The 25,845-nt window shown below is 75.0% G+C and carries 21 protein-coding genes; 7 read left to right on the top strand and 14 right to left on the bottom strand.

The genetic code is table 11. The features are described 5' to 3' along the window. Window positions 1-355 precede the first annotated feature (355 nt). From ACGFZF_RS25545 to ACGFZF_RS25535, 3 genes are all read right to left on the bottom strand, one after another. Complete coding sequence (locus ACGFZF_RS25545; RefSeq protein ID WP_393557666.1) at window positions 356-1,306, bottom strand: aldo/keto reductase family oxidoreductase; 951 nt, start codon at window positions 1,304-1,306, stop codon at window positions 356-358. A gap of 52 nt (window positions 1,307-1,358) precedes the next feature. Beyond that, entirely contained in the window at window positions 1,359-2,078 is a 720-nt protein-coding gene (locus tag ACGFZF_RS25540; protein ID WP_393557664.1) for a VanZ family protein, read from the bottom strand. Between the two features lie 96 nt (window positions 2,079-2,174). Further along, window positions 2,175-3,797: a phospholipase D family protein gene (locus tag ACGFZF_RS25535; RefSeq protein WP_393557663.1), complete on the bottom strand. Its 1,623-nt coding sequence runs from the start codon at window positions 3,795-3,797 to the stop codon at window positions 2,175-2,177. Between the two features lie 316 nt (window positions 3,798-4,113). On the opposite strand from ACGFZF_RS25535, the gene ACGFZF_RS25530 reads away from it, so the two are divergent. Then, the gene (locus ACGFZF_RS25530; protein ID WP_393557661.1) at window positions 4,114-4,941 is read left to right on the top strand and encodes a ribonuclease BN; all 828 of its coding nucleotides are present in this window, start codon (window positions 4,114-4,116) and stop codon (window positions 4,939-4,941) included. A gap of 143 nt (window positions 4,942-5,084) precedes the next feature. Here the strand turns inward: ACGFZF_RS25530 and ACGFZF_RS25525 are convergent, their stop codons facing one another. Together ACGFZF_RS25525 and ACGFZF_RS25520 are read right to left on the bottom strand one after the other, a co-directional pair. Continuing rightward, window positions 5,085-7,337: a sigma-70 family RNA polymerase sigma factor gene (locus ACGFZF_RS25525; RefSeq protein ID WP_393557659.1), complete on the bottom strand. Its 2,253-nt coding sequence runs from the start codon at window positions 7,335-7,337 to the stop codon at window positions 5,085-5,087. A 384-nt stretch (window positions 7,338-7,721) separates the two neighbouring features. Beyond that, complete coding sequence (locus tag ACGFZF_RS25520; protein WP_393557657.1) at window positions 7,722-7,928, bottom strand: hypothetical protein; 207 nt, start codon at window positions 7,926-7,928, stop codon at window positions 7,722-7,724. Window positions 7,929-8,086: 158 nt separating this feature from the next. On the opposite strand from ACGFZF_RS25520, the gene ACGFZF_RS25515 reads away from it, so the two are divergent. The 5 genes from ACGFZF_RS25515 (at window position 8,087) to ACGFZF_RS25495 (ending at window position 14,146) form a co-directional block, all read left to right on the top strand. Then, a complete protein-coding gene (locus ACGFZF_RS25515) occupies window positions 8,087-8,890 on the top strand; it encodes an N-formylglutamate amidohydrolase (RefSeq protein WP_393557655.1) in 804 nt (267 codons plus the stop codon). A gap of 140 nt (window positions 8,891-9,030) precedes the next feature. Beyond that, window positions 9,031-10,518, top strand: a complete 1,488-nt coding sequence (locus tag ACGFZF_RS25510; RefSeq protein ID WP_393557653.1) for a hypothetical protein — start codon at window positions 9,031-9,033, stop codon at window positions 10,516-10,518. 211 nt (window positions 10,519-10,729) lie between these two features. After that, complete coding sequence (locus tag ACGFZF_RS25505) at window positions 10,730-12,061, top strand: AAA family ATPase (RefSeq protein WP_393557651.1); 1,332 nt, start codon at window positions 10,730-10,732, stop codon at window positions 12,059-12,061. Further along, the gene (locus ACGFZF_RS25500) at window positions 12,058-13,299 is read left to right on the top strand and encodes a VWA-like domain-containing protein (RefSeq protein WP_393557649.1); all 1,242 of its coding nucleotides are present in this window, start codon (window positions 12,058-12,060) and stop codon (window positions 13,297-13,299) included. Before ACGFZF_RS25505 ends, ACGFZF_RS25500 begins: the two co-directional genes overlap by 4 nt. Before the next feature lie 154 nt (window positions 13,300-13,453). Further along, entirely contained in the window at window positions 13,454-14,146 is a 693-nt protein-coding gene (locus ACGFZF_RS25495; RefSeq protein WP_393557647.1) for a response regulator, read from the top strand. Between the two features lie 120 nt (window positions 14,147-14,266). On the opposite strand, the gene ACGFZF_RS25490 is transcribed toward ACGFZF_RS25495, so the two are convergent. After that, window positions 14,267-16,051 carry a GAF domain-containing protein gene (locus ACGFZF_RS25490; protein WP_393557645.1) on the bottom strand — a complete coding sequence of 595 codons (1,785 nt, stop codon included), beginning with the start codon at window positions 16,049-16,051 and terminating at the stop codon, window positions 14,267-14,269. 397 nt (window positions 16,052-16,448) lie between these two features. On the opposite strand from ACGFZF_RS25490, the gene ACGFZF_RS25485 reads away from it, so the two are divergent. Next, a complete protein-coding gene (locus ACGFZF_RS25485) occupies window positions 16,449-17,444 on the top strand; it encodes an Acg family FMN-binding oxidoreductase (protein WP_393557643.1) in 996 nt (331 codons plus the stop codon). Between the two features lie 66 nt (window positions 17,445-17,510). Here ACGFZF_RS25485 and ACGFZF_RS25480 read toward each other — a convergent pair whose 3' ends face one another. The 8 genes from ACGFZF_RS25480 to ACGFZF_RS25445 form a co-directional block, all read right to left on the bottom strand. Further along, window positions 17,511-19,946 carry a glycoside hydrolase family 65 protein gene (locus ACGFZF_RS25480; RefSeq protein ID WP_393557641.1) on the bottom strand — a complete coding sequence of 812 codons (2,436 nt, stop codon included), beginning with the start codon at window positions 19,944-19,946 and terminating at the stop codon, window positions 17,511-17,513. Then, window positions 19,943-20,707 carry an HAD family hydrolase gene (locus ACGFZF_RS25475; RefSeq protein ID WP_393557639.1) on the bottom strand — a complete coding sequence of 255 codons (765 nt, stop codon included), beginning with the start codon at window positions 20,705-20,707 and terminating at the stop codon, window positions 19,943-19,945. The genes ACGFZF_RS25480 and ACGFZF_RS25475 overlap by 4 nt, the downstream gene beginning before the upstream one ends. Before the next feature lie 148 nt (window positions 20,708-20,855). Then, a complete protein-coding gene (locus tag ACGFZF_RS25470; RefSeq protein WP_393557637.1) occupies window positions 20,856-21,383 on the bottom strand; it encodes a flavodoxin domain-containing protein in 528 nt (175 codons plus the stop codon). Window positions 21,384-21,413: 30 nt separating this feature from the next. After that, a complete protein-coding gene (locus ACGFZF_RS25465; RefSeq protein ID WP_393557635.1) occupies window positions 21,414-21,851 on the bottom strand; it encodes an Hsp20/alpha crystallin family protein in 438 nt (145 codons plus the stop codon). A 222-nt stretch (window positions 21,852-22,073) separates the two neighbouring features. Beyond that, complete coding sequence (locus ACGFZF_RS25460; protein ID WP_393557633.1) at window positions 22,074-22,973, bottom strand: universal stress protein; 900 nt, start codon at window positions 22,971-22,973, stop codon at window positions 22,074-22,076. A gap of 455 nt (window positions 22,974-23,428) precedes the next feature. Then, window positions 23,429-24,325, bottom strand: a complete 897-nt coding sequence (locus tag ACGFZF_RS25455; RefSeq protein WP_393557631.1) for an aminoglycoside phosphotransferase family protein — start codon at window positions 24,323-24,325, stop codon at window positions 23,429-23,431. A 183-nt stretch (window positions 24,326-24,508) separates the two neighbouring features. Then, a complete protein-coding gene (locus ACGFZF_RS25450) occupies window positions 24,509-25,270 on the bottom strand; it encodes a class I SAM-dependent methyltransferase (protein ID WP_393557629.1) in 762 nt (253 codons plus the stop codon). A gap of 54 nt (window positions 25,271-25,324) precedes the next feature. Beyond that, on the bottom strand, window positions 25,325-25,771 hold the full coding sequence (locus tag ACGFZF_RS25445; RefSeq protein ID WP_393557627.1) for an SRPBCC family protein: 447 nt from the start codon (window positions 25,769-25,771) through the stop codon (window positions 25,325-25,327). Window positions 25,772-25,845 lie beyond the last annotated feature (74 nt).

The raw sequence follows: 25,845 nt of genomic DNA, 5'->3' as shown, positions 1-25,845 counted from the left end.
CGGGGCGCGACGCCCCCGGGGGGTGTCTCGCCCCCGGGGCCGGCCGGACTGTGCCTCGGCCGGGCCGACGGCGACGACGGCGGCGGCCGGCGAGGCCGTGATCACGCCGAAGCGTACCGGGAGAGGCCCATCACCCCTCCGTGCAGGGGGAGTTGGGAGTACAGCCGAAGCCGGATGGGCTCCGGGCCGGTCCGTCCCGCACCACCGGAACGGCCTCACCAGAAGGGGGTTGGTGAGGCCGTTCCCTCTCGGTGTCCCGTGGGGGGATGACGACCTGCTGCCCCGGTTCCGGTGTCTCACACCCACCCGGTCGTGGATTTCTTCGCGGACCGCCGGGCGGGGTGCCCCCGGCGGGTCACGGAAGGGCCGCGCCGCGGGCGGTCACCCACAGCGTGTACCACTCCTCGTGGGTCAGGTCGGGCTCGCCGGTCGCCGCGTCCCGGCAGGCGCGGATCCGCCCGGGGTTCGACGAACCGACGACGGGGACGACCCGGGCGGGGTGCCGGCGGAGCCACCAGAGCACGATCGTCTCCGGCGTGGTGCCCTTCGCCTCGGCGAGCGAGCTCACGAGCGCGGCGGTGGCGTGCTCGTCGGGGGTCTCCTGCCGGCCCGTGTAGCGCCCCTGGGCGAGCGGCCCCCATGCCTGGAGGGAGATCCCGTGCGTCAGGCAGTGCTCGACGGTGCCCGCCGGGAAGCCGTTGGCGGCCGACTCGGGGGTGTTGACGAGCACCCCGTCCTCCAGCCAGGCCCTCCGGTGCAGGCTCATCTCCAGCTGGTCGGCCACCAGCGGCAGCGCGACGTGCGCCTGGAGCCGGGCGATCTGCGCGGCGTTCATGTTGGAGACGCCGAAGCGGCGGACCAGACCCTGGCGGTGCAGCGAGGTCAGGGCCTCGCCGATCTCGGCCGGGTCGGCGAGCGGGTCGGGACGGTGCAGGAGGAGTGTGTCCAGCACATCGGTGCGGAGCCGGGCGAGACTCTCCTCGACCTTCCGCTCGATGGTGGCCCCGCGCAGGTCGTAGAGCCCGGGCCGGTCGCCGTCGGCCAGCCGGATGCCGCACTTGGTCTGCAGGGTGATCCGGTCGCGGAGGCCGGCCGATCGGGCGAGGACCTCGCCGAAGACCGCCTCGGCCTTGCCGTGCCGGTAGATGTCGGCGTGGTCGAAGGCGGTGATGCCGCTGTCGAGGGCCGCCTCGACGGCCGCCTCCGCGGCGTCGACGTCGGCGGCCGTGTAGGGGCTCGTGTCCCAGGCACCGCCCAGGCCCATGCAGCCGAGGACGAGACGATCGGGCTTCTCACTCGTGGTCACGGGGCCCACCCTCGCACATGTGCGCGGCCGGGCGGGCCCCCGCCCGAACGCGTCAGGTACGGCGGGAGGACCACCAGTGCCGTCGCCGCGGCGGGTGTACCGCCCGGCCGAGCCTGCGTCCGACCACGGCGTACCCCAGCAGCGCCCCGAAGGTGTTGAGCACGACGTCGTCGATGTCGAAGGCGCGCCCCGTGATGAGCGCCCCCTGGACCAGCTCCACCACCAGCATCGTCGCCACCGTCAGCAGCCCGACGCGGAGGAAGCCGCGGGTGTACGGGGACACCACCGGAAGCAGGAGCCCGAACGGCACTCCCAGCAGGATGTTGCCGCCGAGCTGCTTGACCGTGTCGCGGAACGCGGGCTGCGAGAGGTAGTTGCGGATCGAGTCGCCGGGTTGCAGGTTGGTGTGGGTGAGCACCTCCGAGGCCGGCGACGGCTGCAGGGTGAGGCGCGCGAGGACGACGGCGAAGGCCACCATGCCGGCCAGGGCCAGCACCGTCACGCCGATCCGGATGACAGGGCTCGGCCCTCTGCGCGCCGGCTTCGCCTCCTCGGCGCGGGGCTTCCGCCGAAGGAGGCGGAAGGACCTCCCCTTCTCGGGCGGGGCGGGCTTCGCCTCCACGCCCGGTTTCCGCCGCCCGAGGCGGAAGTACCCGCCCTTCCCGGCCGGGGCGGACTTCGCCGCCTTCGTACGTGACGTCCCGGCGCCCGTACCGCCGCCGACCGCCGCGGCCGCGCCGGCGGCCGGGCGGCGTCTGATGTGTACGCCCATCGATCCCCCCAAGTCCGTTGGTCTCTTCGTGGAGTTGCGGCTACCCCCGATGTGCCGTGGCACGCCTCCGTCGTCACGTGGAGGGCTTGGCGCAGCTCAGAAGGTGTTCCGGCGGCGCAGCCGCAGCGGTCGCCCGTCCGGGTCGACGAAGAGGCGGTGCAACGGGATCGCGACGGCGCGCTGCGCGGCGGACAGCTCCGGAGGGACGTACCGGCGCAGCCGGCCCGACGGCCGCGGACCGCTTCGGCCGCTCGCGTACCACGCGTCGAGCGTCGCCGCGGTCTTCGCGAAAGCCGCGAAGGCGGTCACCGGATCGGCGAGGGCGTCGGACTCCGGGTCCCGACGCCCGTCCGCGCTCCGGGCGTCCAGGTGCTCGCGCATGAGCTCCAGCCGGAGCTCCCGGGCGAAGGGCCGCGCGCCGTCCCCGAGACCGGCCGGGTCGAGCGGCTCGCGCGGGTCCCTGCGTACGTCGATCACGGCGCAGCCGAGCTCCGAATCGTGTGTCCACGAGCGGAGGTTGACGTTGTCGGAGCCGACGGAGGCCCACACGTCGTCGATCACGCACACCTTCGCGTGGACGTACACCGGGGTGCCCACGGGATTCTCGACCGCGTACACCGCGACCCGGTCGCCGCCCGCGCGGCGCAGCGCGTCCAGGGCCTCGATCCGTCCGATCAGGTTCATGGGCAGGGTCAGCCGGCCGTCCTGTTCCGGTACGGCGGGGACGACGGCGATCAGGAGCAGCCCGGGAGAGGCCCGCAGCGCGGCCGCGAACGCGGCCACCACCCGGGGCGACCAGAGGTACTGGTCCTCGACGTAGATCAGCGCCCGCGACCGCCGCAGCGCCTTGAGGTAGCCGCGCGCGATGCTGCGTTCGCCGTCCGGGGCGAAGGGGTAGCCGCGCAGCAGCCGGTTCGGATAGGTGCGGAGCACCTGGACCGCGTGCGGGCCGCAGGGGGCCGGATCGGCCGACTGGGGCGGCAGTTCGTCGGCCTCCGTGTCCTCCCGGTGCGCCCGCTCGCGCAGGCGGAGGAGCGGGCTGCGGCTGAGCGGCGCCGGATCCTCCCAGCGTTCGCGGAAGACGGCCTCGATGTCGCCGACGGCCGGCCCGCGCACGGCGAGCTGGACGTCGTGCCACGGGGGCCGCGGCCCGTACGCGGCGGCCAGGGGCAGCGCCTGCGGGTCGCCCCGGTGTCCGGCGTCGTCGCGGCGGTTGTGGCAGAGGTCGATGCCTCCGACGTACGCGACGTCCCGCTCCGGGCGGCCGGGGTGGCGCAGGACCACCATCTTCTGGTGGTGCGATCCGCCGGGGCGTACCCGCATGTCGAGCAGGCACTCGCCGCCGGCCCGCGCGATCTCCTCGCCGAAGTGCCGGTTCTCCGTCTCGCTGTACTGGAGGGTGTCCAGGTGGGAGCGCCACAGCAGGCCCTTGACGACGACGCCTCGCCGGGCCGCCCGGCAGAGGAGCGGGCCGATCTCGGTGCCCGCACCCGCGAGCCGCTGGTCCGGGTCGCCGCGCCAGTCGGTGAAGAGGAGCAGATCACCGCGGCGCATGCCGCGCACGGCCGCGAGCAGCTCCGCGAAGTACGTGGCACCGTGCACGAGCGGCTGGACGAGGTTCCCCTCGGACCAGGCCGTTCCGCCGGGGCGCCGCTCGTCGAGGCGCGTCGCGGGGTTGCCGCGTTCGCCGCGTTCAAGGAACCAGTCGGCGCGGATCACGACATCGAGACCTCCACTTCTTCCCCTACCCGCCGCGGCGGGTACGTACCCGGCGGGTCCGGAACGGCCGGCCCGGTGAGGACGGCGGCGCGACGGACCGGCCGGTGGGGGTGTCGGGCCGGGCCTGCCCGGCTCCCGGCGTGATCGGCACGGCATCCCCGTGGCCCGCGGCTCGCGTTGGCCCGGGTCGCCGGGCGGCCCTACGGTGGAGGCACCAGCGTCTTCCCCCGGAGCGCGCCATGCTCGTCGTCCCGAGCGCGGCCGGAGTGCCGAGGGTGCCGGCGCGGGCCGTCGCGGCCGCGCCTCCCCCGGCACGATGACGGCCCCCGACCCCGCCGGACGGCTCTCTCCTCTCGCGCGGGCACGCAGTGTGATCCGCCGATTGCGGGCCGGTCACCGCTGGGGGCGGGTGGCCGCGCTCGATCTCTGGCAGCGCTCGCTCGGGTTCGCGGCGCTGGGGTTCCTCACCCTCGTCCCCCTGCTGATCGTGGTGTCCGCGGCGGACACGGAGAGCGGACGCGGCTTCGCGCAGTGGCTCGGGGACGGGCTGGGGGTCTCGGCGCCGGCCCGGGCGGAGATCGCCCGGCTGTTCGCCCTGCCGGGCCAGGTCTGGCGGACGACCACGGCGTTCGGTCTCGCCGTCCTCGCCGTCTTCGGTCTCTCCTTCGGCACGGTGGTCCAGTCCGGCTACGAGAAGGTCTGGGACCTGCCGCCGGACCGCTGGTGGTCGCGGTGGCGCCACGTGGTGTGGCTGGCCGTCCTCATCGGCGTCCTCTACCTGTTCGCGGTCACGACCCTCTGGCGCGACCACCCGGCCCGCGGCGTGGGCACCGCACTCTGCGGCACCCTGTTCTTCTGGTGGTCGCAACGCTGGCTGCTGGGCGGCCGGATCGGCTGGCTCGCGCTCCTGCCGGGGGCGGTCGCGACGACGGTGGGGCTCCTCGGCCTCAGGATCTTCTCCCGGCTGGTCTTCTCGCCGCTGATCGCCTCCAGCGCCGTCACCTACGGCCCCTTCGGCGCCTTCCTCGTCATCCAGTCCTGGCTGCTCGCCGTCGGCGTCGTCGTCTTCGGAGGCGCCCTGGCGGGCCGGCTGCTCGCTGACGTGCTGCCCCGAACGGCGAGGGCGCCGAGACGCCGGAGGTGACGGGGCAGGGATCGAGAGGAGCGGCACGGGGCTGGGCAGGGGGCACGGCCCGACGACCTGCCGCCACCCGCCACCCGGCTCCCGGCTCCCGGCTCCCGGCTCCCGGCTCCCGGCTCCCGGCTCCCGGCGGATCGTGCCGGCCGTCAGCGCGCGCCGAAGACCTGGGTCCAGTAGGGGCCGCCCTCGTCGTGGATCCCGATCCCGATCTCCTTGAAGGAGCAGTTGAGGATGTTCGCGCGGTGGCCCGGGCTGTTCATCCAGGACTCCATCACCTGCTCGGCGCTGCTCTGGCCCATGGCGATGTTCTCGCCGTACGTCGACCAGGGGTAGCCGGTGGCCGTGACGCGGTCGCCCGGGCCCTTGCCGTCGGGGTTGGTGTGGTCGAAGAAGCCGCGCGCCGCCATGTCGTCGGAGTGGGCCTGAGCCGCCCTGGTCAGCTGCGAGTTCGCGGTCAGCGGGGAACAACCCGCCTTGGCGCGCTCGGCGTTGACCAGGCTGATCACCTGGTCGGCGGTGGAGTCGGAGCCGGATCCGCTGTTCGAGCCGGTGTCGGAGCCGGAGTCGGCCGTCTTCTTCGGCTTGGGCGCGGGCGACGAGGTGCGGGGTGCGGTCGTCTTCGGCGGCGTGGCCTTCGCGGTGCGGCTCGGACGGGCGGACGGGCTCGCGGTGGCACTGGCGCTCGCCGACGTCGACGCCGAGGGGGAGGGGGTCGCCAGGAGGGCGGTCGGCTGCTGGCCGAGGGGCAGGTCCGGACCGGGGGCCGCGGCACGGTTCACGTCCAGCGCCTCACCGTCGCCGTCGGGTCCGCCGCTCAGGTAGAAGGACCCGCCGGTGACCGCGACGACCGCCATGCCGGCGGCGACGACGGCCCTGCGGCGGCCGCGCCGGCGCTCCTGCTCCTGACGCCGCCGGGCACCGCGCGAACCGCGGCCGGCCGCTCCGACGGAGGTGACGGTGCTCTGCGTCGCGTAGGACGCGAACAGCTCCTGCGCTCCGGCGCCCTCGTGCCCGGCCGCCGACTCGAACGGCTCGCGGCCGTCCGCCGGGCGGTACGCCTCGTGCTGCCCGTACGGCGCCGCCGGGTCGTACGGCGCGGCGGACTCGTAGCCTCCGCCGGTCCCGTACTGCGGTGCCAGGTCGTACGGCTGGGTCGCCTCGTACGGTGCCCGCTGGGCGGGTATCCCGTAAGGAGCCGTCGCCTCGTACGGCGACGGCGACGGTATGCCGTTCGGCGCCGTCGTCTCGTACGCCCCGGGCGTCTCGTAGAACCCCTGGGTCTCGTACAGGCCCTGGGTGTCCTGGAGGCCCTGCGGCTCGTACAGGCCCTGCGTGGCGTAGCCGCTCTGCGCGTCGTACAGGCCCTGCGGCTCGTACTGGCCCTGCGGCTCGTACTGGCCCTGCGTGGCGTACCCGCCCTGCCCGTCGTACAGGCCCGCGGTGTCGTGGACGCCCGGTGTGTCGTACGGCCCCTGGGTCCCGTACGTGCCCGGCGCCTCGTAGGCGCCCGTGGCCTCGTACGGCGCGGGCGACCCGTACAGGGGGTCGGAGCCGTAGGGCTGTGCCGAGTAGGCGGTGGTGGCCGTGGTGGCCGTGGTGAGGCCGAACGCGGCGCCGTCCCGGACGGCGGCCAGCAGCATCGCCGACGGCGGCACCAGCAGCAGTCCGGCCAGCAGGCCCTCGGCGGGGACGAGGTTGCTCCAGAGTCCCGCGCAGTGCGCGCAGCCACGGGCGTGGCGGGCTATGCGCTTGCGCCAGAGAGCGGAGGGACGGCCGTCCCACGTGCCCAGCTCGGACCGGAGCGTGGGGCACAGCGGGTTCTCCGACAGGGCCCGGACGACCACGCGGGCGGTGTCGAGCTGCGCCTTCATCCGCTGGACCCGGACCGCGGTGTGCTGCGTGGACAGCTCCAGGGCCGCCGCCACCTCGTAGCGGGTCAGCTCGCCCGCGCACTCCAGCCACCACAGCGAGAGCAGAGCGCTGTCGTCCGGCTCCATCCAGCGGGTCGCCTCGGCGGTCTCGCGCCGCTGCCCGGAGAGGTGCAGCTTGACGACCGCCAGGTCGACGAAGTCCGCGCCGGGGTGAGCGATGTCACGCGCGTCGTCGAGGGCGCCGATGGGGAGGCGGGACTGCTGCTTGTGCCAGTGACCCCGGATCCCGTTCATCGTGATGGCCACGAGCCAGGACCGGAAACTGTCGGGGGCCCGGAGAGCGGGGAGACCGTCGAGCGCCCGCAGCATGGTCTCCTGCACGACGTCGTCGACGTCGTGGTGACCGTTCAAGGCCCGTCCCACGATGTTGTACACGAGGGGCAGGTAGGCCGCGATGAGCTGGTCCTGCGCCCACAGGTCGCCGCCCTGCGCAGCCCTGACGAGCTCCGTACCGTGCTGTGTAGCCATGCCCTGATTCACTCTGCCTGTCCCGCCTGTTGTCGATGCCCGGCACCTGGGAGACCGCAGGCCGTCTCCCGGATAACAGGAAACGCCGAAAATTCCGCGGCGCGTCTTCGGTGCAGGCTCGAAGCCTCTCGACCGAGCGGCCGAGACGATACCCGTCCGACGCGCAGGAGCCTACGCCACCGCCTATCGCCCCCCGTTGGACCGCTATGCCCACTTTCATGGCGTTCCGGGGTGGCGCGTATCGGTCGAAATGGCCACGGAGCAGGCGGGCTTCACCGCCGGTCCGAAGCGGGGCGCCGGGACGCCCGGGGCGGCGTCGCGGGCCGGGCCCGATGGCGGCGGGCGGGACGCGTCCACGACACCGGGCCGGGCTCGACCGGCAGGTCAGCCGCCGTCCGAGTCGCCCCCGCCACTCCCGGACGAGATCGAGTGCCCCCGCCGGCGGCCGGACCGGCGCACGGCCTCACCGGCCGCCAGTGTGACGGCGGCCACGCCGCGCACCCAGCGGGGCCCGCCCCGGGCGCCCCAGACGACACAGACGCACCCGGCCACCACGAGAGCCAGCACCACGGACAAGACGAGCAGGACCATCTCTTCCCCCTTCACCTGCGTTTCTCGGTCCGGGTCATTGTGGCAAGGGGTGCGGACGGCGTGCCGAGGCGACCCCGGTGGCGGTCGACGGCGGTCTGTCGGTGCCGCGAGCGATCATGGACGGGACACCGGACGTCCCGCACCCCCCAAGGAGACACATGACGGACACCGCCCCCTCGTTCCGGCTCCACCCCGGGGCTCCCGACTCCCCGGTGATCCTGCACGTCCCGCACTCCTCCCGGGTGATCCCCGAGGACGTCCGCGCCGGCATCGTGCTGGACGACCGGGAACTCGGCGTGGAGTCGGACCACATCACGGACGCGCACACGGCGGAGATCGCCGAGGCGGCGGCGGGGGCGGCGGGCCGCACCCCCTGGCGCTTCGTCAACGGACTGTCCCGGCTCGTCGTCGACCCGGAGCGCTTCCCCGACGAGCGCGAGGAGATGCTGGCGGCGGGCATGGGCGCCGTGTACACGCGGACCACGCACCGCGAGGACCTGCGGCGGGCGGACTTCGACGGACAGCCGCTGATCGAACGGTACTTCCGGCCGTACGCGGCGGCGATGACGGCCGCGGTGACGGAACGGCTCGACGCCGTCGGGCGGGCCGTGGTCATCGACGTCCACTCGTATCCGACGAAGGCGCTGCCGTACGAACTCCACGGCGACGGGCCGCGTCCGCCGGTCTGTCTCGGGACGGACTCCTTCCACACGCCGCCCGCGTTGCTCGACGCGGCACGGGAGGCGTTCGCCGGCTTCGGCGGCATCGGGCTGGACAGCCCCTTCGCGGGCACGTACGTGCCGTTGCGGTACCACGGCACGGCCGGGAACGTCGGCGCCCTCATGGTCGAGATCCGGCGTGACCTCTACATGGAGGAGCCGGGCGGGCCCGCGGGCCCGGGTCTGGACGCGCTGGCGGCGGCACTGGCCCGGCTCGTCGACCGGGTGTCAGGGTCCGCCTGAGGGGAGGCCCCCGCCGTGCCCTCGCGCGCCGATCGCCGCGAAATCTCCTGGCAGCGCGCCGGGCACGGCGCTATGCTCGCCGCGATGATCACTCTTACTGCTCACAGTTGGGGGGTCCCGTCCACGCAAGGTGAGTGCTGATGCGCACTCCCTTCCCGGACGACGACTCCCGTCTCTCCCTCTGGTCGCGCGTGCGTCGGTACGCCGTCCCGGCCACCATGATCGAGACCGCCACCGCACGCCGCGCCGTCGGCGACTGGGCGGGCGCGTGCACCGCCGCGCACCTCGACGTCGACCTCGACCTGCGTGCCGTCGCACGGTCGTACGGCACGGAGCTGGCCTCCCGGATCCGCGCCGATCTCCGCCACCTCGCTCCCGATCTGCTGCGCTGGCACATGCCGAGGATCGCTCCCGACGGGCTGCTGCGGCCCGGTCTGACCCTCGCTCTGGCGCGCTACGACGCTCCCGGGCGCGACGGACCACATCCGGTGCACCTGGTGGTCCGGACCGCACCCGCCTGGGCGGACGCCGGTCAGCGGATGAGCCTTGCGCTGTGGGACGGTACGCGGCCCGGCGCCGACGCGCGACGGCATCCGCATCCCAGGCCCCACCCGCGGTTCCGCCTCGACCTGCACCGCCATCTCTGGGACGCGCGGCGGACGGACGAGCTCCGGGCCCGGTCGGGTGCGGCCGGAGAGGCGTCGGCGGGCGGCGGCCCGAGGCGCTCGGATCCGCGGGACGCCGGGAGCCCGGCACGACCGGCAGGACACCACGTGGTCCAGGGCTTCCTGGACGCGTTGCCGCTCGACGTCCCCTGTGCCGTGGATCGTTGGGCGGCGGAGGCGGCGATCCTGCTCCGTGCCGAGGGGCGGCCCGAGGCCGGCGGACGGGTCGCCGTGCGGGTCGGCCGGCACCGGCTGGTCCTGCACCTCGCCCCGGTCGGCGACGGCTCCGGGGGCGAGCGCCCGGGCGCACGGCGTGGCGGGCCGGTGGTCACCACGGCGGCCTCCGACGGTACGGCCGGCGCCCTGCCGCTGCTGCCCGACGCGGCGACCTGGCTGCTCCCCGACCTCGAACTGCTCCGTGCGGACGCGGTCGAGGCCGGTGAACTCCATCCGCTCGTCGTCTCGGCGCTGCTGCCCGACGACGCCTCGCACGGCCTCTCCAGGGCTCCGGTCCTGGATCCGGCGGGACGGCCACGCCTGGTCGAGTGCCGGGGCGCCGAGCACCGGATCGGCCTGGTCGACGGCGTACTCACCCCGCTGGACCACGATCCGGTCGAGATCCGGCGCGAGGAGCTGCTGGTCGCGCTGACCGGCACCCCCCTGCCCTGCCTGCGGGCGATCGACGAGGCGCACCGCAACCCCCACTGCCTCGGCGGGGTGCGGGAGCGCCTGGACCACGGTGACACCGCGGGTGCCCTGGCGATCGTCGAGGCGCTGCTGGGTCCGGAGGCGACGCTCCGCAACGGCGCGCTCCGGGACGCCCTGGAGACGGCTGCCCGACGGCGGCTCACCTACGGGCTGTTCAGGGCGGGGCTCGTCGGCCCCGCCCCCGGCCGCCTCCGGCCCGGACCGCGACGTCCCCGCGACCATCGATCCCACCCTCGCGACACCACCGGGCGCTGAGCGGGGCTCCCGCCCCGTACGCCCTCCTCGCCCTCCCTGTACGCCCTCCTCGCCGTCGCCGCACGCCCCGGCCGATCCGGCCTGCCCCCCCTGCCGCCCCTGCCGTTCCGTGGCGCTGGCCACCTCGGCCCCTCCCGCCTTCCCCCACCACCTCGCTCCCGCTGCGTTCCGCTTCCCCACTCGCTCACCACGAACCCCAAGGTGATCACTCATGACCTCTTACGCACCACTCCTCGCCGCCGACCCCGCCACCGACGCCGGCGTCGGCCTAGCCTCCGATCTCGCCACCGACCCGGCCGGGACCGCGCCGCCGTCCGCCGGTCCGTACGACACCCCTCAACTCGACGTCGCCGGAGCGCTGTTGACTCTGCTGCGCGACACCACCACGGAAGAGCGCACCGACATCCAGCTGGAGGCCCTGACCCTGGCCGTGGCCGCCGACCTGCCCGTACTGCTCTGGGGCCGGCCCGGCATCGGCAAGACGGCGGCCCTCACCCAGCTCGCCGCCACCCTCGACCTCCCGCTGACCACGGTCGTCGCCAGCGTGCACGAGCCCTCCGACTTCTCCGGCCTGCCCGTCGTCGGCGACGACCCGGCGGAGCAGGGCGTCCCGATGGCGCCGCCGGACTGGGCCGTCCGTCTCGTCCGGGCGGGCCGGGGGCTGCTGTTCCTCGACGAGCTGTCCACCGCGCCGCCCGCCGTCCAGGCGGCCCTGCTCCGGCTCGTCCTGGAGCGGCGCGTCGGAGCCCTGCGCCTCCCGTCCGGCGTGCGGATCGTCGCCGCAGCCAATCCGCGCTCCTCCGCCGCCGACGGCTGGGAGCTGAGCCCGCCGCTGGCGAACCGCTTCGTCCACCTCCAATGGACCCACGACCAGGACGTCGTCGTCCGCGGCCTCGGCGGCACCTGGCCACGCGCCACGCTCCCCCGGCTCGACCCGGAGAAGCTGGCGGAGTCCGTGGACTTCGCCCGCCGCGCGGTGTGCGGGCTCCTCGCCGCGCGCCCGGCGCTGGTCCACCGGATGCCCACCACCGAGACGCACCGCGGCGGAGCCTGGCCGTCGCCCCGGAGCTGGGAGATGACCCTGACCCTGATCGCCTTCGCGACCGCCGCCGGTGTCTCCCGCGAGGTGCTCGCCCTGCTGGTCAGGGGCACGGTGGGGGACGGTCCGGGACTGGAGCTGCTGGCGAGCCTGGACCGGATGGACCTCCCCGACCCGGAGGTGCTGCTCGCCGACCCGGCGGCCGCCGAACTGCCCGAGCGCGGCGATCTGCGCCAGGCCACGCTGGACGGGGTGGTGGACGCGGTCCGCAACCGGCCGGAGCGTTCCCGCTGGGACGCGGCGTGGGCGCTGCTGGTCCGGGCCCTGGAGACCGGGGCCCCGGACCTGGTGGTCGTCCCCGCGACCACGCTCGCCTCGCTGCGCCGGGAGGACTGGGACCTGCCGGCGTCGATCGAGAAGCTCGCCGGGGTGGTCGCGTTGTCCCGGCGGGCCGACGAGGCGGTGGCCCGCGCCGTGGACGCCACCGCGAAGGCGCCCCGATGACCGCCGGCGCCACGGGGGAACTGGACCTCGGCAAGCTCTACGCGGCGCGGCTGCACGCCGTCCGCGTCCGTCCGTACCTGGCGACGGCCCTCTTCGCACTGCACGTCGTGGAGTCACGGCGGGTGCCGACGATGGCCGTCGACCGGCACTGGCGGTGCTACGCCTCGCCGGGCTTCGTGGCCGGGACACCGGTCGAGGAACTGGCGGGCGTCTGGGTGCACGAGGTGTCTCACCTGCTGCGCGACCATCACGGGCGCAGCGACCGGGTGGCGCGCGAACGCGGGCTGACGGCCCCCGGCGACCGGCTGCGGATGAACATCGCCGCGGACTTCGAGATCAACGACGACGTCTTCGGCGACGGGCTGGTCGGCCCCGAGGGAGCGGTACGGCCGGAGCACCTGATGCTGCCCGAGGGACAGCTCATGGAGGACTACCTGCGTCAGTTCCGGCTCGGGCCGCGGACCCAGGACTGGGCCTGGCTGGACTGCGGCAGCGGCGCGGACGGCGACGAGCGGGAGTGGGACCTGGGCCCGGACGGCGCGAACGGCCTGACCGCGCAGCAGCAGGACGCCGTGCGGTTCCGGGTGGCACAGGGCATCTCGGGGCGGCCGGGGAACGCGCCGAAGACCTGGCGGCGCTGGGCGGAGGAGGCGTTCCACCCACCGCAGCCGTGGCGGGAGCTGCTCGGAGCGGCGGTCCGCTCGGCGGCCTCCGGCAGCGGCGCCGGCGAGGACTACAGCTACGGGCGGCCGTCGCGCCGGTCGGCCGGTATCCCCGGCGTGGTGCTGCCGAGTCTGCGGCGCAGACCGCCCCGGGTCGCCGTCGTCATCGACACGTCCGGCTCCGTCAGCGACGCCGAACTGGGCGGTGCGCTCCTGGAGGTCGCCGCGATCTCACGCGCCGTGGGCGGTCGGCGCGACCTGGTCACCGTGCTGCCGTGCGACGCTGCGGCCGGGGTCGCGTACCCGCTCTGCCGGGCCGAGGCAATCCCGCTGCTCGGCGGTGGCGGCACGGATCTGCGCACGGGTTTCGCCCGGGCGCTGCGGCTGCAGCCGCGCCCCGACGTGATCGTGGTGCTGACCGACGGGCAGACGCCGTGGCCGGAGGCGCCGCCACCGTGCCGGACCGTGGTGGGCCTCTTCCCCCGGCCGCTGTCCGCCGGCTCCTGGGACGAGGACGACCCCGACCACGAACCGGACACACCGCCCGACTGGGCACGGGTGGTGACCATCGGGTGACCCCGCGGGGCGAACCCGCCCGGAGGGGGCGATGCCCGGTGCCGTGGGACGGACCCGGCAGACGTGGACGGCCTTCCTCCGGGTGCATCGGCGCCCACCCTGGGACACTGGACGTGGGGACGGGGCACCACCGGAACCGATCTCAGGGGCCGCCATGTCCGACGTACCGGGCTTCTCCGCCGAGGCACCCGTCCGGGTGTTCCTCGTGGACGACCACGAGGTCGTCCGGCGCGGCCTGCGCGACCTGCTGGGCGCGGAGGCGGACCTGGCCGTGGTCGGCGAGGCCGCGACGGCCGGGCAGGCCCTCGCCCGCGGGCCGGCGCTCCGGCCGGACGTGGCGATCCTGGACGTACGCCTTCCGGACGGTGACGGCGTCTCCGTGTGCCGCGAGCTGCGGTCCCGGATGCCGGAGCTGGCCTGCCTGATGCTCACGTCCTTCGACGACGAGGAGGCCCTGCTCGACGCGATCATGGCCGGTGCCGCCGGCTACGTCCTCAAGCAGATCAAGGGCTCCGACCTGGTGGCGGCCGTCCGGACGGTGGCGACGGGGCAGTCGATGCTCGACCCGGCGACGACGGCCCGGCTCATGCACTCGCTCCGGGACCCGGAGCCGGCGAGCCCGCCGGAGGACCAGCGGCTCGCGGTCCTCACGGAGCGGGAGCGGGACGTGCTGGAGCTGATCGGGGAGGGCCTGACGAACCGCCGGATCGCCGAGCGCCTCTATCTGTCGGAGAAGACCGTGAAGAACCACATCTCCCGCCTCCTCGGCAAGCTCGGGGTCGAGCGCCGGGTCCAGGCGGCGGTCATCGCCGCCCAGGTGCGCGAGCACGAGGAGCAGGCGCGCTGACGTCCGCACGCCGACCGCCCCGATCCGGCGCGGCGGGCTCCTCCGGGCCCGGCGACGCGCCCGGTGGTCCCCGCCCGGTGCCCACGTTGGCGCACGCCGTGCCGGGACGCCCCCAGCGCTCTACCCGGCGGGACTCCCGCCCTCCTCCCCCTCCTCCGTCGTACCCGACTCACCCGGGCGGACCCCGCGCAGCGGAACCTGCCACTCCAGCACCGTGCCCCGGCCCTCCGGGCCGTTCGCCGCGAGCGACAGCCCTCCTCCCAGGCGCTCCGCCCGCTCGGCGAGGTTGCGCAGGCCGCTGCGCCGGCCACCGGCCGGCATGCCGACGCCGTCGTCGCTCACGGTCACGGTGAGCGTTCCGTCGCCCACGACGACGGCCACGTCCGCCCGGCGCGCCCGGGCGTGCCGGGCGACGTTCGTCAGGGCCTCGCCGATGACCGCCAGCGCAGCGTCCGCGACCTCGGGCGGCACGTCGGTGTCGAGCAGCCCCTCCATGCGCAGGCTGGGCGTGAACCCCAGGGCGGCCCCGGCGGTGTCCACGGCGCGGACGGCCCGCGCCCTGAGCTTCCGCGGCTGCCGCTCGTCCCCCTGTCCGCGCAGACCGAAGATGGTCGATCGGATGATCTTGATCGTCGCGTCGAGGTCGTCGACGGCCCGGCCGAGCCGTTCGGTGGCCTCCGGATGGTCCACGAAGCGCTGGGCGCTCTGGAGCGTCATGCCCGTGGCGAAGAGCCTCTGGATGGCCAGGTCGTGCAGGTCGCGGGCGATCCGGTCGCGGTCCTCCAGGAGCACGACCTGTTCGGCGGCGCGGCGCCGGTCGGCCAGTTCGAGCGCGAGCGCGGTCTGGCCGGCGAATCCGGGCAGCCCCGCGAGTTCGACGGCCGAGAACGGCGGCCTGCCACGGGTCCGGGCGAGGAGCAGGACCCCGCTGAGGCGTTCCCGGGTGCCGACGGTGACGGCCACCGCCGGGCCGAAGCCCTTCCAGTGCTCCGGCCGCACCCTGACCCGCTCGTCGTGCTCGACGTCGGACGTGATCACCGGCCCGTCCGCCGCCAGGGCCGCGGCGGCGAGCGTGCCCTCGCTGCTCGCGAGGGCGATCCCGCGGTGCGCCTCCGCCCCCTCGCCCAGCGCCAGGGAACCTCGCAGCTCACCACCCCGGCCCACGACGTAGAAGACCCCCGTGTCCGCGCCGGTGATGCCGAGGGCCTGCGCCAGCATGCCTTCGAGCACCTGCTCCTGCTCGGTCCCGGAGAGCAGGGCGCTGGTGAAGGCCGTGCTCGCGGTCAGCCACCGCTCGCGCAGCCGGGCCTCGGCGAAGAGGCGCGCGTTCTCGACGGCGACGCCCGCCGCCACCGCGAGGGTGAGGACGACGGCCTCGTCCTCCTGGTCGAAGAGCGCCCCGCCCCGCTTCTCGGTCAGGTAGAGGTTGCCGAAGACCTCGTCGCCGACCCGGATGGGAACCCCGAGGAACGTGCGCATCGGCGGGTGGTGCGGCGGGAAGCCGTACGAGGCGGGATGGTCGGCCAGGTCCGCGAGGCGCAGCGGCTCCGGGTGCCGGATCAGCTCGCCGAGCAGGCCGTGTCCCGAGGGCAGTGCGCCGATGCGGGCGCGCAGCGCGTCGCTGACGCCGATCGGGAGGAACTCGGCCAGCTTGCGGTCGTCACCGATCACGCCCAGGGCCCCGTACCGCGCGTCCACGAGGGTCACGGCGCATTCCACGATGCCGTGCAGGACCTCGGGCAGTTCGAGCTGGTGGCCGAGGGACATGACGGCGGTCAGAAGGCCGTTCAGCCGGTCCCGGGTGGCGCGGACCTCGCCGAGACGGTCCTGGAGCTCGTCGAGGAGTTCGTCCAGTCGCGGCCGGGGGCTCTTCGCCGCCGCGCCGTCCCGTGCCTCCTCTCCCATGGACGCCTCCGTGCAGATCGGCAGGGGAGCGCGCGCCGCCTCCTCGTTCCACCGTAAGCCCGGATTCCGGGCGACTCCCCCGGGACCGGTCCGACCGGGGACCACGCGCGACCGCCGGCGAGGAGCGGCGGTGGACGCGGAGGCGGTGCGGACCGCCCGGACGGTGCTGCCCGTCCCCCGCCCTCGCGTGGCGCCGGACGGCTGCGAACCGGGTCCCGGTCGGTCCCCACCGAGGGCCCGTTCGGCCCTCGTGCCGGAGAGCGGACGGGCGGAGCGTGAAGGGAGGAGGCACCGGGGCGCGGGCCGGCCCGTCGGATCCCGGCTCCCCCACCACCGACCGCCCCACCGCACCGCACCTCGCCGGAGCGCGGCGGTCCCGGACAGACAGGACGATCCCGTGGGCATCGACGCACTCGACCCGGAGACCGTGACCTCGCTGGTCGAGGACGCCGTCACGGCGCCCTCGATGCACAACGCGCAGCCGTGGCGCTTCGCCCACCGGCCGGGCACCGACACGATCCGGCTGCACGGCGACCCCGCCCGGGCCATGCCCCGGGGCGACCCCCGCCACCGCGCCCTCCATCTCGGTTGCGGCGCAGCCCTGTTCGGCCTCCGGGTGGCAGCCGCCTGGCGGGGGTGGGACACCACCACGCGGCTGCTGCCCGATCCGGCGGATCCCTGGCGGTTCGCGGACGTCCGCGTGCACCGCGGCTCCGATCCCCTCCTGGATCGCGACCGTGAACTCGCCACGCTGCAGCCGATCCTGCGCCGCCGGCACACCAGCCGATTCCCGTACGGCGACGAGCCGGTCCCCGCCCCGGTCCTCGGCGCCCTGCGGGCGGCGGCGCTCCTGGAGGGCTGCCGGCTGGTCGTGCCGGGGCCGTGGCACACCGACGCCGTCCTCACCCTGGTGCGGGACTCCGCGCTGTTCGAGGCGGCCGACTCCACCGTCCGGCGGGAGATCGCCGCGTGGACCCGCACAGGCGCTCCGGGCGAGACCGGCGACGGCGTCCCGGCCTACGCCTTCGGGCCCCGGCAGTTCGGGGTGAGCGCCCCCGTCCGGGACTTCGACCCGCCGCGCCGGCTCGCGGACCGCGGTACCGCCGTCTTCGAGAAGCACCCCCAGATCCTGCTGCTCGGCACGGAGGAGGACCGGCCCGCCGACTGGCTGCGGGCGGGGCAGGCGATGCATCGCGTCCTGCTGCAGGCCACGCTCGACGGCCTCGTCACCTCCCCGATCTCGCAGCCGCTGGAGTGGGCCGAGCTGCGCCGCGTGGCCCGCGACCCGGTCGCGGTGACGGGCAGCGTCCAGATGATCCTCCGGATCGGCTACGGCCCTCCCGGCCCCGCCACGCCCCGCCGGCCGGTCTCCGAGGTACTCGACCTCGACTGACGCTCCCGCCCGTGACGGGGTGGTCCCGACCGTCCACGCCACCGGCCGGCCGCCCCCCTCCATCGCTCAGGACGGCGGGGGCGGCGGTGGCAGTGGCGGTGACGGTGGCGGCAGCCGGAACCACCGTTCCTCACCGGCCGCCACCGTGACCCGTCGCTCCCCCGGCAGGATCACCACGAGGGGTCCACGCAGCGAGTCCGGCACGGAGATCCCGAGGCGGCCGGGACGCATCCGCAGACGCAGTCCGCCATGGCCGCGGAAGCAGAGGGTGGCGGAGAGCCGGGGGATCTCGGGCAGCGCGATCGGCGCCACCCGCAGGCCGTCGGCGTCCGCGTCGAGCCCGGTGATGCCGCGCTCCACGAGGTCGAGGGTCCCCGCCATGGCCCCCAGGTGGATCCCCTCCCCGGTCGTGCCGCCCTGCACGTCGGTGACGTCGCCGAGCAGGGCCTCCTCGCAGTACCGCCAGGCGGCCGGCCCCTGCTGCCGCGCGAGCACCCACCCGTGCACCAGGCTGCTCAGCGTCGACCCGTGGCAGGTCCGGTCGAGGTAGTAGGCGACGGTCGCCCGCCACAGTTCGTCGTCCAGCCGGTGTCCGAGCCGCGCGAAGAGGTCTCGCAGCCGGGCGGGGCGGAAGAGGTGGCCCAGCATGAGGACGTCGGCCTGCTTCGACGCCTGGTAGCGGTTGACGGTGTCGCCCTCGGCCTCCAGGATCCGGTCCAGCCGCCGGATGTCGGCGTAGCGGGAGCGGTACGACTCCCAGTCCAGCTCGTCGAGTTCGCCGTAGCCCTCGAACTGGCTGACGACGCCCCGGTGGAACGGCACGTACATGCGCCGGCTGACGTCCTGCCAGCGGTCGAGGGCAGCGGCGTCGAGCCGGAGCCGTTCCGCCAGCTCCGCGCGGCGCGCGGCGGGCAGTTCGCCGAGCAGGTCCAGGGCCCGGGCGAGCACCCAGGCGGCCGTGACGTTGGTGTACGCGTTGTCGTCGATGCCGGGCTCGGTCGCGTCCGGATAGCCGTCGTGGTACTCGTCGGGTCCGACGACGCCCCGGATCCGGTACCGGGCGCGGTCCGGGTCGAACGTCGCCACGCTCGCCCAGAAGCGCGCGACCTCCAGCAGGATCTCCGCGCCCGGACCGTGCAGGAACCCCACGTCGCCGGTCGACCGGCCGTAGCGCCACACGTTGAGCGCGATCGCCGAACCGACGTGCCGCTGGAGCCGGGAGTGGTCGGGGAGCCAGCGCCCCGAACGGGGGTTCAGGTGCAGGGACTGGGTCTCCTCCCGCCCCGAACTCCCGCTCTGCCAGGGATACATCGCCCCTTCGGCGCCCGCGCGCGCGGCGGCGTCCCGGGCGGCGGGGAGCCGTCGGTGGCGGTACAGGAGCAGCGCCCGCGCCACGTCCGGGAAGTGCAGCGTGACATGGGGCAGGACGAAGAGCTCGTCCCAGAAGACGTGACCCCGGTACGCCTCCCCGTGCAGGCCGCGGGCGGGGACCCCGACGTCGAGGTCCGCCGTGTGGGGGGACAGGGTCTGCAGGACGTGGAACTGGTGCAGGCGCAGGATCCGTCCGGCCTCGCCGGGTACGTCCAACTCCGCCTGGCTCCAGAGCCGTCGCCAGGCCGCGACGTGGGAGGCGAGCAGTCCGGGGAAGTCGGGCGCCCGGCCGAGTTCGTCGAGGGCCGCCGTCGGCGGATCGCCGGCGGGGCGGTCCAGCGAGGTGGTCAGGGCGGCCGTCTTGGTGACGGTCGCCGGGTTCCGGGATGAGAGCGGCACCCGGAAGGTCTGCACGGTCCCGTTCCGGTGCGCCGCCTCCCGCGCGCGGGTTCCGGGCCGGGTGTCGGTGCGTACGGCCAGGCAGACGGCGATGCGGGACGAGGCGGTGCGGCAGGCGAGCAGGGCCACGCCGTCCGGCTCGAATCCCGCCCGGTGGCCGGTCAGATGGCGTCCGTCGAGGTCGCGGTAGCGCGCCACGCCCGCGTTGGTGACGTCGCCGTCGATCCGGGACTCGACCTCGACGGCGCCGCTCCATCCGTAGGCCGAGAACACGGACCGCTGGGCCGCGAGGACGGGCGTGCCCATGTGCACGATCCGGGTGTGGGTGACGCCCAGGCGCAGGCCGCCGGCGTCCTCGTGGAACAGGCGCCGGGTCAGCACCCCCGTGCGCAGGTCGAGCACCACGCGATGGTGGCGCAGGCCGGGTCCGTCGGGGGTGAGCCAGGCGCCGGGCGGGCCGTCGTCCGGCAGGCAGCGGTAGCGCAACCGGGTCCAGTCGGGCAGGTTGACCAGGTCCTCGTTGTCGACCCGGTGGCCGGCCACGGCGGAGGTGAGGCGGTCGTAGCAGCCGGCGGCGTACGTGCCGGGGTAGTGCACCGGGTCGGCCGCGGTCTCGGGTGCGGATCCGCGGGTGGCGAACCGGCCGTTGCCGAGCGTGCACAACGTCTCGACCAGGCGTTCCTTCGTGGCGTCGTACGCGCCGTACTCCCAGGTCCACGGGGCGCCGGTCATGCCGCGCCACCGCCCAGGCGCGCGGCCAGCGCGGTGAGGTCCGGGACGACCAGGCCGGCGCCGTGCCGGCGCAGCCCGTCCGCCGTACCGGGGGCCGCCCGCCGGTCCACGCCGACGACCAGGGCGAATCCGCCCCGCCGGCCGGCTTCCACGCCGGCGAGGGCGTCCTCCACGATCGCGGACCGGTCAGGAGGCGTGCCGAGGCGGTGGGCCGCGGCCAGGAACAGGGCGGGGTCGGGCTTGCCGGGGAGCCCGAGCCGGGCCGCGTCCGTGCCGTCCAGCACGGTGTCGAGCAGGAGGTCGAGCCCGGCGGCGGCGAGCAGCGGCCGCGCGTGCCGGGAGGCGGAGACGGCGGCCAGCAGCAGGGAGGCGTCGCGCAGGGCCCGCAGCGCGGGGGCGACGTCGGCGTAGACACGCACCGCCGTGTCCTGGAGGGTCGCGGCCATGGCCCGTTCCTTCGCCGCCGCGACCGCCCAGACGGTGGCGCAGCCGGGCGGGTCGCCGGGGGTTCCGTCCGGCAGGGCGACGCCCCGCGCCCGCAGGAAGTCACGGGCCCCGTCGAAACGGGACTTCCCGTCGACGAGGGCGGCGTACTCCTCCACCTCGTCGAAGGCGGGCTGCCCCGCGCCGAGCGCTCCCGTGGTCAGGCAGGCGTCGAAGGCCCGCTTCCACGCGGCGGCGTGCAGGACGGCCGAGTCCAGCAGGACGCCGTCGGTGTCGAAGAGCACCGCCCGCATCTCGGGAGGCTTCCGCTGCCCCATCCGCATCACCACCTGTGCTTCCAGCGTTCCGCGAACGGGCGACGGCGCAACCGGGAACGGGCGGCACCGTCTCCGGGAACGTCCGGGGAGCGCGGTGTCGCCCGTGCCGGGCCGAGCCGGGGTGCCACGCCTGTCCCGGGTCGGGGCGTCACGGCCTGGCGGGGGCCTCCGGCGGGGCGGGGGCCGTGAGCTCGGTCCCGATGTGGTGGGCCCAGGCCTGGATCCGCTCGGGGTTGCGGAAGTCCCCGCCCTTGCCGGAACGGACCATGGACCGGGCGAACACGCCCGGGGTCTCGTCCGTGAGGGCGCCGCCGAAGGTCATGTGCTCGCGGGCGCCGAGGCGCTTGATCCGCCGGGCCACCCCGGGGGCGGGCCGGATGTCGTGCTCCTCCGCCGACCGGTCCACCGGTCCGCTGCTGAACAGCCACAGCGGCCGGTGCCTGAGCTGGTCGGCGTTGCGCCGGGCGCAGCGGCGCGCAGCGCCGTTCCACATCCCGGCGTACAGCGCGCCGCCGAGGACGACGCCGTCGTAGCCGCTGACATCGGTCACGTCGGAGGCGGACAGGACGACCGCGTCGAGGCCGTCGGCACGCAGGGTCCGGCCGATCTCGTCGGCGATCCCGGCGGTCGCGCCGTGCTTGCTCCCGTAGGCGACGAGTACGCGTTTCGGGTTCATCGCTGCGCTCCTTCGCTCGTGCCGGGCGCCTCAGCCGGCGTCCGGGGCCCGCTTCACGGGGATGCGGCGGCCCGTCTCCTCGGCCGGGCGTTCCAGGGTCATGCGCACGGTGAGGATCCCGTCGGCGTACGAAGCGTCCACGCCCTCGGGCGGGATCCGGGCCGGGAGCCGCACGCTGCGGCGGAACGAGCCGTAGCGGAACTCGGAGTGCTCCGTGTCCTCCGGGCCGTCCGTGTGCTCGGCGGTGACGGTGACGAGGTCGCCGTCGACCGTGATGCCGATGTCGTGATCGGGGTCCATCCCGGGCAGCTCCGCGCGCAGGACGTACCGACCGTCCTGACCGGTCACCTCGATCGGGATGGAGTGGGCGGCGGTCGCGGGACGCCAGCCGGGGAGACCCGGGAACTCGCTGCCGAACCAGGTGTCGAAGTCGGGGATGAAGCGACGGCGCTCCTTGCCGGTGGCCATGACCGTGTCCTCCTCGTGCGGCGATGTCGTCCTGTCTCCACCGTCGCTCGCGGGCCGTCCCCGGCCGAGAGCCGCCCGGGGCAGTGCGACCGGGCCGAACGGGCCCCCGTCCGGGGCCGGCCGGCCTGTGCCCCGGTCCGGCGCAGGCACTGCCGTTCCGGCGGCGCGCCCGGGAGGGGCACGCGTTCGCCCTGGCAGGGGCCCGTACACCCGCGCCCGCGCTCAGGTCTCGGCGTCCCCCTCCCGTGCGTCCGGGTGGCGGGGTACGACGGCGACGGGGCAGGCGGCGTGGTGGAGGGCGCGGTGGGCGATGCGGCCGAGTTCGAGACCGATGAGGCCGCCGCGGCGTCTGGCGCCGACGACCAGGAGGTCCGCGTCGGTCGAGCGTTCCACGAGGAGCCGGCGGGCGGGGCCCTCGCCGGTGGTCCGCCGCACGCGCACCTCCGGGTGGGCGCGCGTCATCGGGCCGAGGACCTCGTCGAGCAGCTCGGCGGCGCGCCCGTCGAAGTAGGGGCTCGCCCCGCCTGCCATCAACGGATGGTGGACCGGGTCGCGGACCGAGCGTCGCCAGGCGTGCGCGACCTCCAGCTCGCACCCCCGTGCCGCCGCCTCGCGGAAGGCGAAGCGCAGGGCCGGCCCGTCCGCCTCGTCGCCGCCGACGCCCAGCAGGACGCGCGCGTGGCGGCTGTCCAGCGCGGACGGTTCACCGCGCACGACGACCACCGGACAGTGGGCGCGGGCCGCCACGAGGAGGCTGACCGAGCCGAGGAGCAGCCCCGCCATTCCCCCGCCGCCGCGGGATCCCACGACGAGGGCGGACGCGGTCATCCCCTCGTCGAGGAGGGCGCTCGACGCGTCCTGGGCGACGATGTCGGTGTCGACGGGCAGTTCCGGGGCGCGGCGCCGGGCCCTTTCGAGTGCGGCGGCGGTGATGTTCTCGGCCAGCACCTGGCCCGGTGGCCGTTCCTCTCCGGGACCCACGACGCCCTCGTACCGCTCCCACAGCGAGGCATGGACGAGGCGCAGGGGGAGACCGTGGCGTACGGCCTCGTCCACGGCCCAGTCCACGGCCGTGAGGCTGTTCTCGGAACCGTCGACTCCTACGACGAGAGGCGACTCCATGGCCTCCACCGCCTTTCAGGGACCGCGCCCGGAGTCGCGGGCGCCGTCGTCCGCGTGCCCGAGGGGGACGGCGGGAGGAAGGGCCCGTCCGCTTCTCGCGGATCCTGACCGCGCGGTGCGCGACGCGTCGCCGCTCCTCCGCGTCCTCGTGCCGGGTCCGCGAGCCGGGTCCTTCCTCCTCTTCAGGGAAACACTCCTCCTCACCGGGCGCGAGGCAGGGACGGACGTTCCGGGCGGGAGGGGCGAGCGGGTCGTCACAGTCCCTCGCCCTGGGCTTCGCCCGGGAGGAAGGAGCCGACGCCGGATCTGAATCCACTGGACGGCAGCGGGCCGCCGTGGGCCGTGAAGGCCTCGGCGCGGGAGGCGTACCGGTCGGCGGCCGACCGGTCGCGCTTCCGGATCGCTCGTGCGGTCCCTCCGCTCTCCGGGCACCCCTGGCCACGGCGACCCGGTCGTCAGCCGATCAGGGCCTGCGTGATCTGGCGGGTCGTCTGCGCGGCCACCCTCGGGCTGGTGGCCGCGTAGGCCGTGTACGCGTTCAGCCCGGTGGTCAGTGCCCAGGCGCGGCCCCGGGTCCAGGTGGCGTCGTCGACGCCGAGGGCCTCCCGGAAGACGGCACGGGTGTCGGCCGACATGAGGGTGAAGGCGATCACCAGGTCGCACGCCGGGTCGCCGATGCCCAGTCCGCCGAAGTCGATGACGGCGCTCAGGCGGCCGTCGACCGTCAGCAGGTTGCCGGTGTGGAAGTCACCGTGGAACCAGACGGGAGCGCGGTCCCACCCGGGCGCGCGCAGTCCGGACTCCCACAGTCCGGTCAGGTCCGTCGTGTCGAACACGCCGCCGACCCGGGCGATGGCGGCCCGGGTCCCCCGGTCGCGGTCGGCGAGCGGGCGGCCGGAAAGTGCCCCGCCGGCATCGGGCGCCGGTCCCTCGGGGGTGAGGCTCTGCAGCGCGGTCAGGAAGCCCGCCAGTCCGACGGCCGACGCGCGGCAGTCGGCCAGCGCCTCGACCGTGGCCACCTCGCCCGCCAGCCAGCGGGAGACCGCCCAGGACCACGGGTAGCCGAAGGCGGGTTCGCCCACCGCCACCGGTTCCGGCACCGCCAGGGGAAGGCGCGGCGCGAGCCGGGGCAGCCACTCGTACTCCTTGCCGGCCTGCTCCGTCGCCCCGGAATGACGCGGCAGCCGGACCGCGAGCTCGTCCCCGAGACGGTGGATCACGTGGTCCGACCCGGCCGGTTCGACCGGTTCCAGGGGCAGCCCCGCCCACTGCGGGAACTGCGCGGTGATCAGGCGGCGAGCCAGCGCGGCGTCGATCGGCGGCCGGGATGCGGTGAGTTGCTCGGTCGCCACGTGTACGGCTCCAACGGTAGGCAGGGGCCCGCTCGCGGGCGTACGGGTCCATCACAGGGGGTGGGGCACCCGCTTGTCGATCGCATTTCCCGGCGCGTCGCCCCCGTACCGCCGGACGATCCCGGGGCCGCGGGGCCGGCCCGTACGCCCGCCGGCCGGCCCCGCCCGTACACCGTCGCGGGGTCAGGCGGCTTTGCGGGCGTGGATGAGGAAGCGGGTCGTGTGGGCGACGAACGGGCCCTCGGCGCGGATCCGTTCGTCCAGGTCCCGCAGTCGGTCCAGGTATCCGTCCACGGTGAAGCCGGGCACCATCCAGATCACCTTGCGCAGGAAGTAGACCACGGCGCCGATGTCGAAGAACTCCGTGCGCAGCCGCTCCGATCGCAGGTCGACGACTTCCAGCCCGGCGGCCTCGGCGCCGGCCACCGCGTCGTCGGGGTGCCGCGACCGGCGCACCTCCTCGGGCTGCGGGCCGCGGAAGTACTCGACGAGTTCGAACACGCTGGCCGGGCCGACCTGTTGGGAGACGTACCGGCCGCCCGGCGCGAGTACCCGGGCGATCTCGTCCCACCACACGGTGACCGGGTGCCGGCTCGTGACCAGATCGAAGGCGGCGTCGGCGAACGGCAGCGGCGGCTCGTCCGCGTCGGCGACGACCACGACGCCGCGCGGGTGGAGCAGGGCCGTGGCCTTGGCGACGTTCGGCGGCCAGGACTCGGTGGCGACCGCCGTCGGAGGCAGGACGGGGGCACCGGCCAGGACCTCGCCACCGCCGGTCTGGATGTCGAGCGCGGCCTTCGCCCCGGCCAGGTGCTCGGCCATCACGCGCTGGTAGCCCCAGGACGGGCGCTGCTCGGTGGCCCGGCCGTCGAGCCAGGAGAAGTCCCAGCCCTCGACCGAGACCGACGCGGCCTCCTCGACGAGGTCCTCGAATGAGCGTTCCACGGTGACGTCTCCCCTTGTCCGCGCGGGCCCGGCACCGTGCCGGGCCCCGACGGATCAGGATGCCTCGACCGCGGCCTTGATGCGTCGGCCGAAGGCGGGGGCGTCCTTGCGGGCGGCGCTCAGCGCGAAGCCGACGAGCAGCTTGCCGAGGCCGTGGCCCTCCAGGACGTTGTGGATGCGGACCCGGGTCCCGCCGTTCGGCAACGGCTCCAGGTCGTAACCGCCCTGAGCGGCCGTCACGATGTTCTTGGACTCCTCGGCCCAGCGCAGGGAGCGCGGCGGTTCGAAGGCGGTGATGCGGAACTCGCGCGCGGTCTTCATCCCGGCGTCCTTGACCGTGCTGCGGAAGATCGTGCCGACCGCCGTCGGCGATTCGGGAATCCGCTCGATCCGCTGCACACGGGGGCTGAACTTCGGATCGTTGCGTCCGTCGGCGAGGTAGGCGAACACCTCGTCGATGGGACGGTCGATGTCGACCGTCGCCTCGAACTGTCCGGACATGGCCACTCCTCATCGCTCGGAGCACGGGAAGATCCACGGATCGTTCCAGACCGGCCCGGGTTCCGGTAGAAGAC

Origin of the sequence: Streptomyces sp. NPDC048338, from assembly GCF_043201055.1 — a bacterium.
In the GTDB taxonomy this organism is placed as follows: Bacteria; Actinomycetota; Actinomycetes; order Streptomycetales; family Streptomycetaceae; genus Streptomyces.
Note: the sequence above shows the minus strand (reverse complement) of the source record. Positions and strands in the feature narration are given on the sequence as shown.